Origin of the sequence: Mycobacterium mantenii (assembly GCF_010731775.1) — a bacterium.
GTDB lineage: Bacteria > Actinomycetota > Actinomycetes > Mycobacteriales > Mycobacteriaceae > Mycobacterium > Mycobacterium mantenii.
Window position 1 is genome coordinate 4,787,784 of sequence record NZ_AP022590.1, and the last position, 16,147, is coordinate 4,803,930.

The following is a 16,147-nucleotide window of genomic DNA, read 5'->3' on the forward strand; positions in this document are numbered from 1 at the left end:
CTCAGACCTGCACCGTTTCCGCGCGTTCGGGAACCGGTTCGCCGCTGCGGCCAGTCGTCCACACCAGGTTGGCGCCGGCGACGGCCGCGCAGGTGGCGGCCGGAACGAGCAACGCGTAACCGCCCAATTCAGCGCCGAACACGATCCCGGCTATCCCGCCTCCGAGGGACAGCAGGAGCGTCGTCGCCAGAATCGCGGCATTCCACTTCTTGATCCCGTGTAGCCGGCTGCGGCCGAGCATCAGTCCGAGGTCGGTGACCGTCCCGGTGAAGTGGGTGGTCCGGATCGCCATTCCGCGGAAGCTGGAGGTCATCCCGTTCTGCAGACCGAGCGCTGCCGCGGCGAACAGAGCCTGTACCGCGGTTTGCTCGATTCCCAGGGCGTGGATCTGCGCCTTGACGATGGTTTCCTCGACCCCGGCGGCGGCCAGCACGAGCAGCGCTGACTCCAGGAACAGCACGGCGGCGTGGCGGGGGCCCGCGAGAACCTGGGTGGGCGCGAGAATCAACCCGGCTACGCTCGCTCCGGTCAGGAAGCCCAGAAAAATCGCGCCGAGCACGTGGGCCTTCGTAGAGCCACGGGTTGGCTGTGTTCATGCCCAGCTGGTGGTGATCGCGGTCAGGTTGCCGACGGGCAACGCCAGGATCAGGAGCGCCACCGCGTTGACGAAGCCCGCGGAAAGGGCGAGTGCCGCGCTATAACCGAGCAGGACGCCCTCGCGCGGCGGGCCGCTTTCGCGGGCTTTGTCCGGTGGCGGCATCGTGTTCAATCACTCGCTTTCGAGGTCGGTTTTTCGCCACCGCTACAAGCGGGCCGCCGGACAAGCCGCGGCCGCAGACGATTTCAAATCAACCTCAAATCATCGAAAATTCCTGCGGCGGAATCGTTTTGGCGGATTTTCGTAAGCCGTTCAGTCTGGAAGGTGCGGCATTCCTGTACCCAGGTCGCGGCCGACCAAAACCGCGGATGTCAGGGCGGATTTGCCATACCGATCCCGCACCCGGTCGATCGCCGCGTCGATCGCGAGCCGGTTCTCGTCGTCGGCGAACGGCAGCATCAGTTGCTGGGAGCCGCTGCGGTCGATGCCCGACACAGCGAAGCCGACCAACGTCAGGCCGCGCTGGGCGATGAGCGGCGTCGCCGCGGCGACCAGTTGGCGGGCGGCGGCCAGCAGCGGCGCCGTTGAGGACGTGGCCCACGGCAACGTATGCGATCGGGTTGCCCGGGTGAAATCGTCGAAGCGCAGCCGCAGCACGACCGTGCGACCGGTGCGCCCGGCCGCGCGCATGCGCGCGGTGATGCGGTCGATCAGGTTGATCACCACGGCGTCGATCTCGTTGGCCGACATGGTGTTTCCGGCGCGCCCCAGCGCCCGCTGAGCGCCGACGGAGCGGCGACGGACGCCGGTGGTCACCCGGCGGCGGTCGATGTTGCGGGACAGCGCGTACAGCTGGCGGCCCATCGCCCCGCCCACCATGGAGCCCAGTGCCGACTCGCTGAGCTCGGCGACGTCGGCGACGGTCACGACGCCGTGCGCGCGCAGCTTCTCGGCGGTCACCGCGCCCACGCCCCAGAGCCGGCGCACCGGCAGCGGCCGCAGGAAGGTGAGCTCCTGATCGGGCGGCACCAGCAGCAGTCCGTCGGGCTTGGCCTCCTGGCTGGCCACCTTGGCAAGGAACTTCGTCCGGGCGACGCCGACGGTGATCGGCAGCCCGACGCGGTCTCGCACGTCCGCGCGCAGTCGCTCGGCGATCGCCACCGGCGTGCCGCTGACCCGGCGCAGCCCGCCGACGTCGAGGAAGGCCTCGTCCACCGACAGCGCCTCGACGATCGGGGAGCAGTCCCGGAACACCTCGAAGACGGCCTCACTGGCGCGCGAATACGCGCTCATTCGCGGGGGCACCACGACGGCGTGCGGACACAGCCGTCGCGCCTGCGAGCCGCCCATGGCCGTGCGCACGCCGTAAGCCTTGGCCTCGTAGCTTGCGGCCAGCACCACGCCGCCGCCCACGATCACCGGGCGGCCGCGCAACGTCGGGTCGTCGCGCTGTTCGACGGACGCGTAGAAGGAATCGAGGTCCGCGTGCAGGATGGACGCATCGCTCCGCACGAACATATGTTCGCATAGGGGGCCGACAGGCCGGGTTCAGCAGGAGTCGCCGTAGACGCTGCTGACCCAGATGTGCACCAGCGTGTCGAGCAAATGCTCGCTGGGCACCGACGGTCGCCCGTCGGCGAACGAGCTGAGCATGACCTTCTCGTTGAGCAGGTTCAGCGCCGCGGACAGGTTGCGGGCCGGCAGTGTCACCGGCGCGGCGCCGCGGGCGCGTTCGGCCTCGATTACGGTGGTGGTGTGGTCGACCCATTTCTGCATGAACCGCGACCACAGGACATCGACGTCCTTGTTGGTGCGCGCGGCGTCGGCGGCCAGTGACACCGCGCGATGTGCGCCGAACGTCTCGACGAACACGTTGATCCCGATGCGCCACAACGTTTTCAGGTCGGCGGGCGGGTCGGCGACCATGGCCTCCAGTGCGGAGTCGGCCTCCACGATCACGCGCTCGAACAGGGTGAGCAGCACCGCGTCCTTGGACGGGAAATAGAAGTAGAACGTCGGTCGGGACAGGCCGGCCCCCTTGGCCAGGTCGTCGACGGAGATGTCGGCGAGCGGACGTTCGCGCAGCAGCTGTTCCGCGGTGGCCAGGATGGCCAGTTCGCGATCGTCGCCGGACGGGCGCGCCGAACGCCTGCCCCGATGGGTGTGGGCGGAACCGAGGGTAGACACGGCCGCTACTTTACACGTTGTTGAAAGTTTCGACACGGTGTTGACTGGTTCAACACCGCGTTGATAACGTTGGGCCCATGACTGAGCACCTTGACGTCCTCATCGTCGGCGCCGGTATCTCCGGCATCAGCGCGGCCTGGCACCTGCAGGACCGCTGCCCGACGAAGAGCTACGCCATCCTGGAACGCCGTGCTGACCTGGGCGGAACCTGGGACCTGTTCAAGTACCCGGGCATCCGGTCGGACTCGGACATGTTCACCCTGGGCTTCCGGTTCAAGCCCTGGCGCTCGGCGAAGTCGATCGCCGACGGCGCTTCGATCAAGGCATACATCAAGGAGACCGCGGTCGAGAACCGGATCGAGCCGAAGATCCGCTACCGCAACCGGGTGGTGGCCGCCGACTGGTCCGACACCGACAACCGCTGGAACCTGATCGTCGAGAACGACGGCCTGCAGAGCGAGATGACGTGCTCGTTCCTGTTCGCCTGCACCGGCTACTACAACTACGACGAGGGCTTCTCGCCGACCTTCCCGGGCTCGGACGACTTCGGGGGCACCATCGTCCATCCGCAGCACTGGCCCGAGGACCTCGACTACGCGGGCAAGCGAATCGTCGTCATCGGATCCGGTGCCACCGCGATCACCCTGATTCCCGCCCTGGTGAACTCGGGCGCGGGCCACGTGACCATGCTGCAGCGCTCGCCGACCTACATCGGCTCGCTGCCCGGCGTCGATCCCTTTGCCGAGAAGGCCAACCGGCTGCTGCCCGACCGCCTCGCCCACATGGCCAACCGCTGGAAAGCCATCGCGTTCAGCACCTTCCAATACCAGCTGTCCCGCAAGGCCCCGGCCTACATGCGCAAGACCTTGATGACGATGGCGCAGCGGCGCCTGCCGGAGGGCTACGACGTCGAAAAGCACTTCGGCCCGCGCTACAACGTCTGGGACGAGCGGCTGTGCCTGGCGCCCGACGGCGACTTCTTCCGGACCATCCGGCACGGCAAGGCCGACGTCGTCACCGACACCATCGAGCGGTTCACCGAGACCGGCATCAAGCTCACCTCGGGTGAAGAGTTGACGGCCGACATCATCGTCACCGCAACGGGATTGAACATGCAGTTGTTGGGTGGCGTGAAGCCCACCCGCAACGGCGAGGACATCGACCTGACCTCGTTGATGACCTACAAGGGCCTGATGTTCTCCGGTGTGCCGAACTTCGCCATCACTTTCGGCTACACGAACGCGTCCTGGACGCTGAAGGCCGACCTGGTCTCCGAATTCGTCTGCCGCGTGCTGAACTATATGGACGCCAACGGTTTTGACTTCGTGGAGCCGCAGCATCCCGGCAACGACGTCGACGAGCTGCCGTTCATGGACTTCACTCCGGGCTACTTCCGGCGTTCGATGCACCTGCTGCCCAAGTCGGGGTCCCGGGCGCCGTGGCGGCTCAAGCAGAACTACTTCCTCGACATGCGCACGATCCGGCGCGGCAAGGTCGACGAAGACGGCTTGAAGTTCGCGAAAAAGCGCGCCCCCGTGGGGGTTTAGTGGATTACTCTCCTGCGGCGACGACGACGATCCCGTCGTCGTCGCTGTAGGCGATCTGGCCCGGCACGAATGTCACCCCGCCCAGGGTGACCTCGACGTCGCGCTCGCCGGCGCCGGTCTTGGTGCTCTTGCGGGGGTTGGTGCCCAACGCCTTGATGCCGATGTCCATGCCCCGCAACGTGGCGGAATCGCGCACCGCGCCGTTGACGATGAGACCCGCCCAGCCGTTGGACCGGGCCAACTCGGCGATGACGTCGCCGACCAGCGCGGTGTGCAGGGAGCCGTCGCCATCGATGACCAATACCCCGCCCCGGCCCGGCTCCGACAGCACCGATTTGAGCAGCGCGTTGTCCTGAAAACACCGCACGGTGCTGATCGGCCCGGCGAATTCGGCCCGACCGCCCATCTGGCGGAATTGCACGTCGCAGCTGCGTACGTCGGGACCGATGCTGTCTACGAGGTCGGCCGTCGGCCGGAATGACACGGTTACTTCTGACATGTACCCGGCGGCTCAGCGGCGACGCAGCTGGCGAATGAGCAGGATGGCCAGCAGGCTGACGGCTAGGGCAACAATCAGCGGCAACGGAAACTGACCCGCCGCGGAGGCTGCGATCTCGGGGGAGACGGGGTTGTTGGCCGCCTCCACGGTGGACTTCGCTTGCGCGGCAGCGTCTTTGGCGGCGGCGGTGAGGTCGCCGTTGCTTTCTGCCCGCTGCTGCACGTCCAGCGGCGGTTGCTCGGCGGGCCGCTCGGGCGGCTTGGGCGGCGCGGGTTCGGCGTTCTTCGCCGGCAGCTTTTTGGCGGGTGCCTTCTTGGCGGGTGCTTTTTTAGCGGGCGCCTTTTTCGCAGGTGCCTTTTTGGCCGGCGCTTTCGCGGTCTTTTTCGCTGCCTTGGCGGGCGGCTTCTTCTCCGGCGGAGTGCCGGCGCCGTCGGGTGCGCTGTTGGTTGGGTCCTGCGGGTCTGCCATGCGGCCGCTCCTTGAGCTTCCTCTGTCGTGATTCCCCTGGCTCACCGGGTTCAAGGTCCCATCATGCCAGGACGCTTCGCGGCCCCTCGGTCACCGGTCGCCGCCCACCGTTCTCAGCGGCGGCCCCGCGCCGCCCGCCATGCGCCCCCCGCGACGACCGCCACCGCGACCGCTATGAATGGCCAGACCGGCAGCGCGCCGCCGCCGTCGGGGCGCGCCGCGGGTGGTCCGGGCGTGCCGGTGCCGGGCACCGTGAGCCGAAACGACCAGGATCCGGACACCACGTGGCCATCGGCGGACGTCACCCGGTAGTTCACCGTGTACGTCCCGGCCGGCCCCAGCGCGCGTAGGGCGATGCCGACCGCCGCGCCCTGCACGGTCGGTTCTCCGGTGGACCACACGTTGCCGTCGGGCCCGATCACGGTCATGGCCGCGAACGAGGTTTGCAGCTGCTCGTTGAAGGTGGCGCTCACCCGCTGCGGACCGCTCGCCAGCGCCGCATCGGCCGCGGGATCGGTGGATACGCGGGTGGCGTGCGCCGACGCGGCCGGCGCGACCAGTGTGGCGATCACGAGCATGACGCCGGCGCACACGCCAACCGCCAGGCGCTTCATGCCCGCCGGCGGATCAGTGCAAACGCGACGCCCGCAGCGGCCAGCACCAGAGCGCCGCCGCCCAGCAGCCGCGCGGTGTTGTCGGCGGCACCCGGCCGCGCGGGCGCGGAGTTGGGTGAGCCGTGGTGTTGGTGTGGGCCCGCCGGCCCGCCGGCAAGGGTGAGCATGGGTAGCGGGTGCTCCGGCTCGCTCCCGTCGGGCCGCGGGGGCTGATCCCAGTGCACCACCGTCCCGTCGGAGTAGGTCTGCGCGGCCGGGAAGCTGACGGTATCGGTGTCGGGCAGCTTCACCGAAAGCCGGAACAGTGCGAATTGATCCGCCCCGATTCCGCCGGTGAGGGCGGCCGTCCACGTGACCGAGCGCACGGTGCCCGACGCCGCGTCACGGTCGAGCCTGGCCGTCCAGCCCGGCATGCTCTCGGTGCGCGCGGACGCCACGTTGGGCAGCGTGATCGTCAGCGCGGTGGTGAGCGCACCCGTGTTCGATTCGTTGGGCACCTGGAACGTGACGATCGCCATGGCCCCGCGCACGGCGTTGTCGCTGCTGGCATGCACGTGTGCCCACGCGGCGGGGGTGTGGGCCGCGGCTCCGAGGTACAGGGCGACGGCCGCGGTCACCGCGATCACGATGCGTGAGATCCACCTGCCGATGATTGCCATGCCGGGTGCGCTGCCTTCCGTGGCGGTCAGCTCAGCCCGAGGCGGGCCATCAGGTCCGCCTCGATCCCGTCGAGCTGCGACGAGATCGCGGCGTGCGCCGCCCGGCGTCGCGCGGCCGGCATGTTCTCCGCGGCGGTGACCGCCGCCGACAGATCGGTGAGCCGTTCGGCGATGGCGGACACGAACTGCTTGGTCTCGGCGTCCTTGGGCTTCTTGTCCTGCACCATTCGCAGCGACTTTTCCGCGCCGGCGATGCGGGCCGACAACTGGGCGCCGTGACCGGAGAACTGACCGATCTGAGCCAGTGGAATGCCGAGCTGATCCGCGCGACGCTGATCGACCAGCGCGCGGGCCGCGACGGCCGCCCGGTAGATGAGCGGGGTGAGGATCGGTGCGAGCAGCCGAGACACCGTCAGCACCCGGCGAATCCGTGTCGGCGAGAAGATCTTGCCCTCCCGCGCGGCTTTGAGTTCGGCCTCGGCGACCTTCAGCGCGTTACGGTCGCTGTCTCGTTGCGCCTTGATCTGCGCTCGCAGTGCCCTGGCCTCCGCCCGTTGTGCGGATTTGGCACGGCGAACCTCGTTCTTCGCCGCCAGTTTGGCCTCGAGCTTCGCGCGGGCCTTGATCGCGCGGGCTTCCGCGCGACGCGTCGCGCGGCTCTTTCGCTTGCGGAACAAGCCCATTCCCGGCCGCCTCCCGATTATCTCGTGGACTAGCGCTCTCGCGGTTGCGCGATCCGCTGAGCCAACCCTAATCGGAATGGGCGGGCGGCAGCCCTCCAGGGCAGGCCCGACAGCCGGTGCCAGGGCGTGGGCGTCAGGCGTCTAAGTGCTCGGCCCGGCGCAGCTCGTTGACCCGCTCCATGACCTCACGCTGCGCTTCGGGGGACAGCTCGGCCGTGCGCACCGCGATGCGGCGCACGTTGTCGTCGCGCGTCGTGGCCAGCCACGACAATTCGCTGTCGAGCTTCTCGTAGTACTCGTCGTCGGTGAAGTAGGCCGACTTGATGCGGAAAAAGTTGGCCAAAGCGGCCATGGTCGCCGTCGACGGGTTGGTGCGGTTGCCGGAACGCAACTGGGAGAGGTAGGGAGCCGACATCGTTATGCCCTCCGCCTTGAGCGCCGCGATGACTTCCGCGGACGTGTGCGGCCCGCGTCCCGGCGGATACACCGTGTCGAACAGGCGGTTCAGGCGAGCAGCGAACGTCGTGCTCATCAGATATGACCTCCACTGGGCTGTAGAAGTGAACTATTACCTAGGTGTATTTGCTGATCATGGTAGCGAGGCTTGGTAACCCTAACCAGGTGCAAACACCGGGGGATTGCCGATCGGCATAGCTGACGCCGGCGACCTCCCCACTTGACGAGCGTCTAACTGATTCGCTGGGGTGTCCACTAAATCCATAAAACTCACAGGTTATCCGCAGAATTGGACGTCCGTTCCGAAGTGGCGGGCGGACGAACTGCTGACGGGAGCGATAATATGCCAGGACGTGTTCGGCAGTCGCACCGCAACGGGTCTGCAATCCGGGCCGATTTAGCGCACCCTTTGCTGCCGAGGGCGAAACGGTGCCGGAAATTGCGGCGCTGCCCGGCTGACGGCTTCCGGCCACCGGTCGTCGAGGCGCCGTTAACTTACCCCCGTACCCGGTGATCGCACGCCCGACCGCGGCGACGAGTTTGCGGCACCAGATCGTCCCCGCCACCCTGGGCCAGGGCCCCGGTCAGGAAGGCGAATCGCGGTTCGCACGCCCGCGGCGTGGTCCCGAACTGTGTCCGGGAGCGTCGTTATGCCGCGAGCAGCATCGCCAATATGGCCGTATCGGGGTGGCTGATCGGGTCGACGCCGACCCGGCTCACCATCGAAGTGATGGTGCCGTCGGCCTCTGCCTCCACCCACGCCGCCCGATGCTCGAGTCCGAGGTAAGGCAATCCGGGCAGCAATACGCATCCCGACGCCGCCCCGGTGCATTCGGGTAGTGACGGCGTGGTTTCCGAGGGCGGGTGCAGCATGAGTAAAGCCGGCGGCTGATGTTCTGCGAAATAGCCTGGCTGAATGGCTGACTCACCGAATACCGTGCCCTCGGCCAGCACCAGGCCAACCGTGCCCGGTTCGGGTTCGTCCGGCAATTCCTCGCGGGCGCCGAAGACCGTTGTGGTGGAGAGCAATCCGGGCAACGACGCGATCCTGACCGCGACCATGAGCAGCTGGGCCCATTCTTTCGTCGAATCGGGCCACCGCCCGGAGATCACGAAACCTTTCAAGGCACCGCGAGAATGGAACGGGGAAACCCCGATAGGCCGATCCGACCCAGTTTCCATTTCGACCTCCGCGCGACGCCTCCACCTGGAATAACCACACTGGTAAGTCCGAATAATCAAGCATGCCCGCGGCTTAGGCGCCGCGCAACACGACACGGTGAGCGCGCAGACGTTGTCACGCAATCGAAATGGGTCAGACAAACGACTGGGGCGCCGCGCAACCGCGCGACGCCCCCGCCGATCGAAACGAAGTCAGCCGAAGATCAGGCCCTGGGTTTTCGACGTAGCGGCCGCGTACCGCTTCTGCACGTCCGCCCAGTTGACGACGTTCCAGAACGCCTTGACGTAATCCGCCTTGACGTTCTTGTACTGCAGGTAGAACGCGTGTTCCCACATGTCCACCTGAAGCAAGGGGATGATGCCGAGCGGAACGTTGGCCTGCTGGTCGTAAAGCTGGAAGGTCAGCAGTCGGCTGCCGAGGGTGTCGTAGCCCAGGACCGCCCACCCCGAACCCTGCAGACCGTTGGCGGCCGCGCTGAACTGTGCGCGGAATCGGTCGAAGGACCCGAACGCGTCGTCGATCGCGGCGGCCAATTCGCCGGTCGGCTTGTCGCCGCCTTCCGGCGAGAGGTTCTTCCACCAGATCGAGTGGTTGACATGGCCGCCCAAGTGGAAGGCGAGGTTCTTTTCGTTCAGGAAGATCGCAGCGTGGTCCTCGTTGGCGCGAGCCTCTTCGAGCTTGGACAGAGCGTCGTTCACACCTTTGACGTAGGTGGCGTGGTGCTTACTGTGGTGGATTTCGTTGATCTGCCCCGAGATGTGCGGTTCCAACGCTGCATAGTCCCAGTCCAGGTCGGGCAGGGTGTATTCAGCCACGGCGTTCCTTTCTTCGATTATCGTCTTGACGCTCAGTCGCGCGGCGCCGCCTCACGGCGGCCAGCCGTTAACAACAGTGCTCCATGACCGCGCGCTCCGCAAGAACGACCCTTGTGAGCCGGAACGCGGATACCCGCTCAGCGGCGATTCAAGACAAGACGATGATCGCGAGCACCGCGAGCAATACCAGGGCGATCAACCCGGCGCGCAGCGCGGCGATGCTATAGCTGTGATTCCACGCCGGCGAGCCGCAATACGACTTCGACGGGCCCGGTGAACCCGGACCGAACGAATGCGTGGCCATCAAACGCCTTTCACCCCCCGGTCACCTCGCGTCAGTGAGGTGAGTCACAAACACCTTTCGAGAACGCGATCATAGCGCTTTGCGGCGTGCTTGAGAAATAGCGCGCTGAGCTGCGGGTTGGCCACGGCGAGCGGGCCGGGCGGGGGCCCCGGTGCCGGGCCGGGAAGGCCGTCGGACGCGGTGTCCACACGGGTGCTTAGGAAGACAATCCATTTCGCTCAGCGACCGGTCGTGGGCTGTCGATGGCATGCCGACAAAACCGCGTTGTTATCCACAGTTACACCACGGTCAGCTGCCAGAGGCTGTAGCAATGGTTCCCTATACCCCTGCATACCTGTGGATAAACCTGTGGAAACTGTGGATAGCTTCGGGCGGCCCGGGCGGTTGCCGGGGCGCCGCTCGAACGGCCGTCGCGGGTGGACGTCGCACGGCCCGCGGCCCGCGTTCCTCGGCCCTCGTCGGGGCGGCGTTAGTCTGGTCCGGTGATCCAGGTGTGCTCCCAGTGCGGCACCCGCTGGAACGTGCGCGACCGACAACGCGAATGGTGTCCCCGCTGCCGCGGCGCCCTGATGGCACCCGCACCGGACGCCCCGCCGGCCGACCCCCGATGGGGCGCGCCCGGAACCCCGACCCCGGCCCGCCCCTCGGGGGCCCCGGGGTGGCAGCGCACGCCGCCACGGCTGCCGCCCGGCTACCGCTGGATAGCGGTCCGGCCCGGCGCGGCGCCGCCGACGCGACGCGGCCGCCGACCGCTGGGACCCACGCCGCGCTACACCGTCATACCGCGCTGGGGTTTGACCGACCGCGTCGCACACGCGCCCGCTACCGCCGAGGCACCCGCGCAACCAGGGCCGTCGGCGCAGATCGTCCGCACCACGGCGTTCGTCAGCGTGCTGGTGCTCAGCATCGCCGCCCTGGTCTACGTGGTGCGGTACGTGCTGCTGGTAATCAACCGGAACACCTTGCTGAACTCCTGGGTGGCCATCGGCGCCGACTGGCTCGGCGTGCTGGCCAGCTTGGGCGCGGCAGCGGCGGTGATCGCCTCCGGCGTGCTGCTGATCCGCTGGATGATCGCCCGCCGCGCCGCCGTGTTCGCCCACCACGGCCTCCCCGAGCAGCGCTCCACGCGGGCGCTCTGGGCCGGCTGCGTCGTGCCGCTGGCCAACCTGCTGTGGGCCCCGGTGTACGTCATCGAGCTGGCGGTGCTCGAAGAGCACTACGCCCGGTTGCGCGGCACCATCCTGCAGTGGTGGGGAGCGTGGGTCTGCAGCTATGCGGTGTCCATCGCCGCCATCGCGACGAGCTTCGTTTCCGACGCCCAGGGCATCGCCAACAACACCGTCCTGATGGTCTTCGCGTACCTGTTCGCGGCCGCCACGCTGGCCGCCGCCACCCGGGTCTTCGAGGGATTCCAGCGCAAACCCGTCGCCCGGCCCGCGCATCGCTGGGTCGCGGTTCCCGATGACCGGCCCGCCGCGCCGGCATCGGCCGTCCCAGTTGAGTTGGATGGCAGGGAACCGGCAGCATAGGGGTATGACGTGGGCCGACGAGGTGCTCGCCGGGCATCCCTATGTCGTCGCCCACCGCGGCGCGTCGGCCGCGCGGCCCGAGCACACGCTGGCCGCCTACGACCTAGCGCTTAAAGAGGGTGCCGACGGCGTGGAATGCGACGTGCGCTTGACGCGCGACGGTCACCTGGTCTGCGTGCACGATCGGCGGCTGGACCGGACCTCGACCGGGGCCGGCCTGGTCAGCACGACGACGCTGGCCGAACTGCGCGAGCTCGAGTACGGCGCGTGGCACGACAGCTGGCGGGAAGACGGCACGCACGGTGACACCAGTTTGTTGACGCTGGACGCGCTGGTTTCACTGGTGCTGGATTGGCGTCGGCCGGTGAAGCTGTTCATCGAGACCAAACACCCGGTCCGGTACGGCTCACTGGTGGAAACCAAACTGCTCGCGTCGCTGCATCGCTTCGGCATAGCCGCGCCCGCCTCGGCGGACCGGTCCCGCGCGGTGGTGATGTCGTTCTCGGCGTCGGCGGTCTGGCGGATCCGTCGCGCCGCGCCGTTACTGCCCACGGTGCTGCTCGGCAAGACCGCGCGTTACCTGACCAGCGGTGCCCCCACCGCCATCGGCGCCACCGCCGTCGGGCCCTCGCTGTCGACGCTGAAGGAATATCCCCAACTCGCGGACCGCGCCATCGCCCAGGGCAGGGCGGTCTACTGCTGGAACGTCGACGAATACGAAGACATCGATTTCTGCCGCGACGTCGGGGTGGCCTGGCTCGCCACGCACCACCCGGGCCGCACCAAGGCGTATCTGCAGCGTCACCGCGCGGGGGAAAGCAGCGGTTAGGCCGCTATTGCGGGTCGTCCGTCGTGACGGCGGGTAGCGACGCGTCGGTGGCCAACGCCTCGAACAAGCGGGCGGCCTCGTCGTGATTCCACACCACCACCGACCCGGCGTCGCCGCTGGTGAACTCCCCGATCGGGACGGTCATGGTGGTGGTCGACCCGTGCAGCGCCCAGCCGAGCCGGGCCAGGTCCCAGACGTGGTCGCCCCGGTCGACGGTCAGGGCGCCGGCGGCCGCACTCGGCACCGAATACCAGCGCCAGGGGTTGAGGCATACCGCGGGACTGGCGGCCCGATGCAGCAGCGCCGACACGAATTGGCGTTGGTTGACCATTCGGTCCAGGTCGGCCCGCGGCGTATCGCGTGACCGGACGTATCCGAGCGCGGTCCGGCCGTTGACGGTGTGGCAGCCGGCCGCCAGGTCGATGCCGGCCAACGGGTCGTCGAAAGCCGTTTTCGGGCACACCGTCACCCCGCCGAGCGCATCCACCACCGCGGCGAACCCGCCGAACCCGATCTCGGCGTAATGATCGAGGCGCAACCCGGTGGCCTGTTCCACCGTCCGGACCAGCAGCTGCGCACCACCCATCGCGAACGCGGCGTTGATCTTGTCCTTCCCGTGGCCCGGGATCGGCACCAAGGAGTCGCGCGGTATCGACACCATGGTCGTCCGCACCCCGGACCCGACGCCCGGAACATGAACCAGCAGGATCGTGTCGGTACGACCGTTACCAATGTCGCCGCCGGTGGCCAGATCCTGTTGCTGTTGGGCGCTGAGCCCCTGGCGGCTGTCCGACCCGACGATCAGCCAGTTGGTGCCGCGGCCGGTTGCGGGCCGGTCGGCGTAGTCGGCGAGCACCTGCTCGCGATGCAGTTTGTTGTCGAACCAGAACGCGCCGGCGATGACGCCCGCGCCGATCAGCAGCGCCCCCACCAGCAGGACCGACACCGCCGTGCGGAGCCAGCGGCGCTTGCGGCGCTTCCGGGAGACGCTCGGTGCATGCGGCCATGGTGCCTGCGGCCGTGGTGCCTGCGGCCGTGGCGGCGGCGGCACCGGGGGAGCGGCGGACGGCAGCGGCTGGGTCTCCGCCGTCGGTGAGGGCGGCGGGGCCGCCCGCCGGCGGATCACCTGCGGCGGTTCGGGGCGGGGTGGCCCGGGCGGGCTCCATCCCGGAGGCCGCCGTCGTTGCGGGGAGCGGTCGCCGTTCACCTGGTTAACGTACGTGCCCGGCTGTCCGCCGCGCCGGTGCGCCGCAAGTTCGTCTAGCCGCGCGCCCGCAGCCCGTTGATGAACGGGCAACCCATCAGCACCCGGATGGCCTGGCTCAGGCCGGTCATGTCGTCAACCGGTTTGTGGAACGGCAGCCGGACATCGTGGTCCCGGTCCTCGCCCTCGACGCGGAATCGGACGCCGTAGCGGTCCAGGCCCAGGGGTCGCACGTGCCCGCGCCGCAGGGGAGCCGGCAGCCGGGACACCAGTCGTGCCAGAACGTCGCCGTGCGCGGCGTCCAGGTGCCGCAGCAGGCTCGACTCGAGCGCGCAGAACGGGTCGGGCCTGGCGTCCAGCAGGTCGTCCACGCTGACGGGCTCCGCACCGGTGGCATCGGTGACGACGACCGACGCGATCTCGAGCCGCAACAGCGTGTACCGCGGCTCTTCGCCGTCGGTGGGGACGCAGCGCGGTGTGTCGATGCTCAGCAGGGCCGGATGCGGGCACTCGGCGGCGATCAGGTCGAGCGTTTCCAGGATCTCCGTCGGGTGCACCTCTTGGAGGCGACCGCGCACCCACACCAGCGACCGGACGGGTTCGCGCAGCGGAAGAGGCGCGTAGTCGGTCAGTTCCAGCAACGCCTGAGATCCCGAAATCGGGCGCGTGAGCTCGCGTTCCCGCTCGACGGGCAGGGCCAGCGCGACGGATCCGTCGTCCATCAGGTGATGCACGGGGGTGGGGACCGGGTCTTCGTGCTCGATCGCGAGCAGCGCGCCGCCGGCGCGGACGCAGGCGCTGCGAATCCGTTCGGCTGTGGTCGGGGCGGGACAGGTCAGCGGTAACACCATTCTCATCCTTCGATTAGGTAAGCCTAAATTAACTTATGCCCGGGTGACGTCGCAAGGGTTTTCTGGCCCGCGCGCCGCTAGGGTTGGGACGTGGCCCGCATCGCTTACCTCGGTCCGGAGGGGACGTTCACCGAGGCGGCGCTGCAACAGATCACCGCCGCCGGTCTAATCCCCGACCAAGATCCGGCCGAAGTGCAACCCTCGCCGGTGGAAAGCACCTCCGCCGCGCTGGACGCCGTGCGCGATGGCGCCGCCGACTACGCCTGCGTCCCGATCGAGAACTCGATCGACGGTTCGGTGACCCCTACCTTGGACAGCCTGGCCATCGGCTCACCCCTGCAGGTCTTCGCCGAAACCACGCTGGACGTCGCGTTCAGCATCGTCGTCAAACCCGGCCGCAGCGCGGCGGACGTGCGGACGCTGGCGGCCTTCGGTGTGGCGGCCGCCCAGGTGCGGCAGTGGGTGGCCGCCAATCTGGCCGGCGCCGAACTGCGGCCCGCGTATTCCAATGCCGACGCCGCCCAGCAGGTGTCGCAGGGCCGCGTCGACGCGGCGGTGACCTCGCCGCTGGCCGCCGTCCGCTGGGGCCTGGCCACCCTGGCCGAGGGTGTCGTCGACGAACCAAACGCCCGCACCCGATTCCTTCTGGTCGGGCGGCCGGGACCGCCGCCCGCCCGCACCGGAGCCGACCGCACCGCGGTGGTGCTGCGCATCGACAACGCTCCGGGCGCGTTGCTGGCCGCACTCGCCGAATTCGCGGTCCGTGGCATCGACCTGACCCGCATCGAGTCCCGGCCGACCAGAACCGGGCTCGGCACCTACCGGTTCTTCGCCGATTGCGTGGGCCACATCGACGACGATGCCGTCGCCGAGGCACTCAAAGCGCTGCACCGTCGTTGTGCTGACGTGCGATACCTAGGATCCTGGCCCACCGGCTCGCCGGCAGGGGCACTGCCGCCGCCCGCCGCCGAGGACGCGTGCTGGCTGGCGCGGCTGCGAGACGGAAGGCCCGCCGATCGGGGGCCGCAACAGTGAGCGGTCGATTGATCCTGATGCGGCACGGCCAGTCGTTCGGAAACGTCGAGCGCCGGCTTGATACCCGCCCGCCCGGGGCGGAGCTGACCCCGTTGGGCCGCGACCAGGCCCGGGCGGTCGCCCGCGGTTCGTCGCGGCCGGCGATGCTCGCGCACTCGGTGGCCACCCGGGCGTCGCAGACCGCCGCGGTGATCGGCGGCCAGCTCGAGATGCCGCCCATCGAGATGGCCGACATCCATGAGGTGCAGGTCGGGCGGTTGGAAAACCGCAACGACGATGACGCGGTCGCCGAGTTCAACGCGATCTACGAGCGATGGCATCACGGCGAGCTTGACGTCGCGCTTCCCGGCGGTGAAACCGGCAACGACGTGCTGGACCGGTACCTTCCGGTGGTCACCGACCTGCGCTTGCGCTATCTCGACGACCGCGACTTCCACGGCGACATCGTCGTCGTCAGCCATGGCGCGGCGATCCGGCTGGCCGCCGCGGTGCTGGCCGGCGTGGAAGCCGCATTCGCGCTGGACAACCACCTGGACAACACCCAATCGGTGGCTTTGACCCCGATCACCGACGGGCGCTGGAGCTGCGTGCGCTGGGGGACGTTGACGCCGCCGTTCTACCCGGAGGAAGAGGCGACCCCGGTCGCGGACGCGGTGCGCTCAGGCACCGACCCGATGGGCTGACCG

General features: G+C 68.5%; 18 protein-coding genes and 1 pseudogene. 5 read left to right on the plus strand and 14 right to left on the minus strand.

Going from position 1 to position 16,147, the window contains the following annotated elements:
• Position 1 precedes the first annotated feature (1 nt).
• The 3 genes and pseudogenes from G6N50_RS21800 to G6N50_RS21810 all read right to left on the minus strand — a co-directional run bounded on the left by G6N50_RS21800 (position 2) and on the right by G6N50_RS21810 (position 2,785).
• Positions 2-760, minus strand: a pseudogene (locus tag G6N50_RS21800) (YoaK family protein).
• 150 nt (positions 761-910) lie between these two features.
• Positions 911-2,116: a DNA polymerase IV gene (gene dinB / locus G6N50_RS21805; protein WP_083099992.1), complete on the minus strand. Its 1,206-nt coding sequence runs from the start codon at positions 2,114-2,116 to the stop codon at positions 911-913.
• Between the two features lie 30 nt (positions 2,117-2,146).
• A complete protein-coding gene (locus G6N50_RS21810) occupies positions 2,147-2,785 on the minus strand; it encodes a TetR/AcrR family transcriptional regulator (RefSeq protein ID WP_083099994.1) in 639 nt (212 codons plus the stop codon).
• A 77-nt stretch (positions 2,786-2,862) separates the two neighbouring features.
• On the opposite strand from G6N50_RS21810, the gene G6N50_RS21815 reads away from it, so the two are divergent.
• Positions 2,863-4,332, plus strand: coding sequence for a flavin-containing monooxygenase (locus tag G6N50_RS21815; protein WP_083099996.1), 1,470 nt, complete (start codon positions 2,863-2,865; stop codon positions 4,330-4,332).
• A 4-nt stretch (positions 4,333-4,336) separates the two neighbouring features.
• Here G6N50_RS21815 and rraA read toward each other — a convergent pair whose 3' ends face one another.
• The 9 genes from rraA to G6N50_RS28905 form a co-directional block, all read right to left on the minus strand.
• On the minus strand, positions 4,337-4,831 hold the full coding sequence (rraA, locus tag G6N50_RS21820; RefSeq protein ID WP_083099998.1) for a ribonuclease E activity regulator RraA: 495 nt from the start codon (positions 4,829-4,831) through the stop codon (positions 4,337-4,339).
• A 12-nt stretch (positions 4,832-4,843) separates the two neighbouring features.
• Positions 4,844-5,299 carry an Rv3852 family protein gene (locus G6N50_RS21825; protein WP_083100000.1) on the minus strand — a complete coding sequence of 152 codons (456 nt, stop codon included), beginning with the start codon at positions 5,297-5,299 and terminating at the stop codon, positions 4,844-4,846.
• Between the two features lie 113 nt (positions 5,300-5,412).
• Positions 5,413-5,913, minus strand: a complete 501-nt coding sequence (locus tag G6N50_RS21830) for a copper resistance CopC family protein (RefSeq protein ID WP_083100002.1) — start codon at positions 5,911-5,913, stop codon at positions 5,413-5,415.
• Positions 5,910-6,572, minus strand: coding sequence for a YcnI family protein (locus tag G6N50_RS21835; protein ID WP_083100003.1), 663 nt, complete (start codon positions 6,570-6,572; stop codon positions 5,910-5,912). Before G6N50_RS21835 ends, G6N50_RS21830 begins: the two co-directional genes overlap by 4 nt.
• A 26-nt stretch (positions 6,573-6,598) precedes the next feature.
• Positions 6,599-7,255, minus strand: a complete 657-nt coding sequence (locus G6N50_RS21840) for a DUF6474 family protein (RefSeq protein ID WP_083100005.1) — start codon at positions 7,253-7,255, stop codon at positions 6,599-6,601.
• A 133-nt stretch (positions 7,256-7,388) separates the two neighbouring features.
• Complete coding sequence (locus G6N50_RS21845; protein ID WP_067831828.1) at positions 7,389-7,787, minus strand: secretion protein EspR; 399 nt, start codon at positions 7,785-7,787, stop codon at positions 7,389-7,391.
• 572 nt (positions 7,788-8,359) lie between these two features.
• Positions 8,360-8,893 carry a peptidase gene (locus tag G6N50_RS21850; protein ID WP_066991901.1) on the minus strand — a complete coding sequence of 178 codons (534 nt, stop codon included), beginning with the start codon at positions 8,891-8,893 and terminating at the stop codon, positions 8,360-8,362.
• Positions 8,894-9,085: 192 nt separating this feature from the next.
• Positions 9,086-9,709 carry a superoxide dismutase gene (locus G6N50_RS21855; protein WP_067831826.1) on the minus strand — a complete coding sequence of 208 codons (624 nt, stop codon included), beginning with the start codon at positions 9,707-9,709 and terminating at the stop codon, positions 9,086-9,088.
• 148 nt (positions 9,710-9,857) lie between these two features.
• Entirely contained in the window at positions 9,858-10,013 is a 156-nt protein-coding gene (locus tag G6N50_RS28905; protein ID WP_169926988.1) for a hypothetical protein, read from the minus strand.
• Between the two features lie 482 nt (positions 10,014-10,495).
• Here G6N50_RS28905 and G6N50_RS21860 point away from each other — a divergent pair, with 482 nt between their 5' ends.
• The gene (locus G6N50_RS21860) at positions 10,496-11,542 is read left to right on the plus strand and encodes a DUF4328 domain-containing protein (RefSeq protein ID WP_197748034.1); all 1,047 of its coding nucleotides are present in this window, start codon (positions 10,496-10,498) and stop codon (positions 11,540-11,542) included.
• 4 nt (positions 11,543-11,546) lie between these two features.
• Positions 11,547-12,371: a glycerophosphodiester phosphodiesterase gene (locus G6N50_RS21865; protein WP_083100274.1), complete on the plus strand. Its 825-nt coding sequence runs from the start codon at positions 11,547-11,549 to the stop codon at positions 12,369-12,371.
• A 4-nt stretch (positions 12,372-12,375) separates the two neighbouring features.
• Here G6N50_RS21865 and G6N50_RS21870 read toward each other — a convergent pair whose 3' ends face one another.
• Both G6N50_RS21870 and G6N50_RS21875 read right to left on the minus strand, forming a co-directional pair.
• The gene (locus tag G6N50_RS21870; RefSeq protein ID WP_083100276.1) at positions 12,376-13,578 is read right to left on the minus strand and encodes an LCP family protein; all 1,203 of its coding nucleotides are present in this window, start codon (positions 13,576-13,578) and stop codon (positions 12,376-12,378) included.
• Between the two features lie 53 nt (positions 13,579-13,631).
• Positions 13,632-14,426: a DUF2470 domain-containing protein gene (locus G6N50_RS21875; protein ID WP_083100277.1), complete on the minus strand. Its 795-nt coding sequence runs from the start codon at positions 14,424-14,426 to the stop codon at positions 13,632-13,634.
• 90 nt (positions 14,427-14,516) lie between these two features.
• Here G6N50_RS21875 and pheA point away from each other — a divergent pair, with 90 nt between their 5' ends.
• Both pheA and G6N50_RS21885 read left to right on the plus strand, forming a co-directional pair.
• The gene (gene pheA / locus G6N50_RS21880) at positions 14,517-15,461 is read left to right on the plus strand and encodes a prephenate dehydratase (RefSeq protein ID WP_083100279.1); all 945 of its coding nucleotides are present in this window, start codon (positions 14,517-14,519) and stop codon (positions 15,459-15,461) included.
• Positions 15,458-16,144 carry a histidine phosphatase family protein gene (locus G6N50_RS21885; RefSeq protein ID WP_083100280.1) on the plus strand — a complete coding sequence of 229 codons (687 nt, stop codon included), beginning with the start codon at positions 15,458-15,460 and terminating at the stop codon, positions 16,142-16,144. The genes pheA and G6N50_RS21885 overlap by 4 nt, the downstream gene beginning before the upstream one ends.
• The last annotated feature ends 3 nt before the right edge of the window (positions 16,145-16,147 follow it).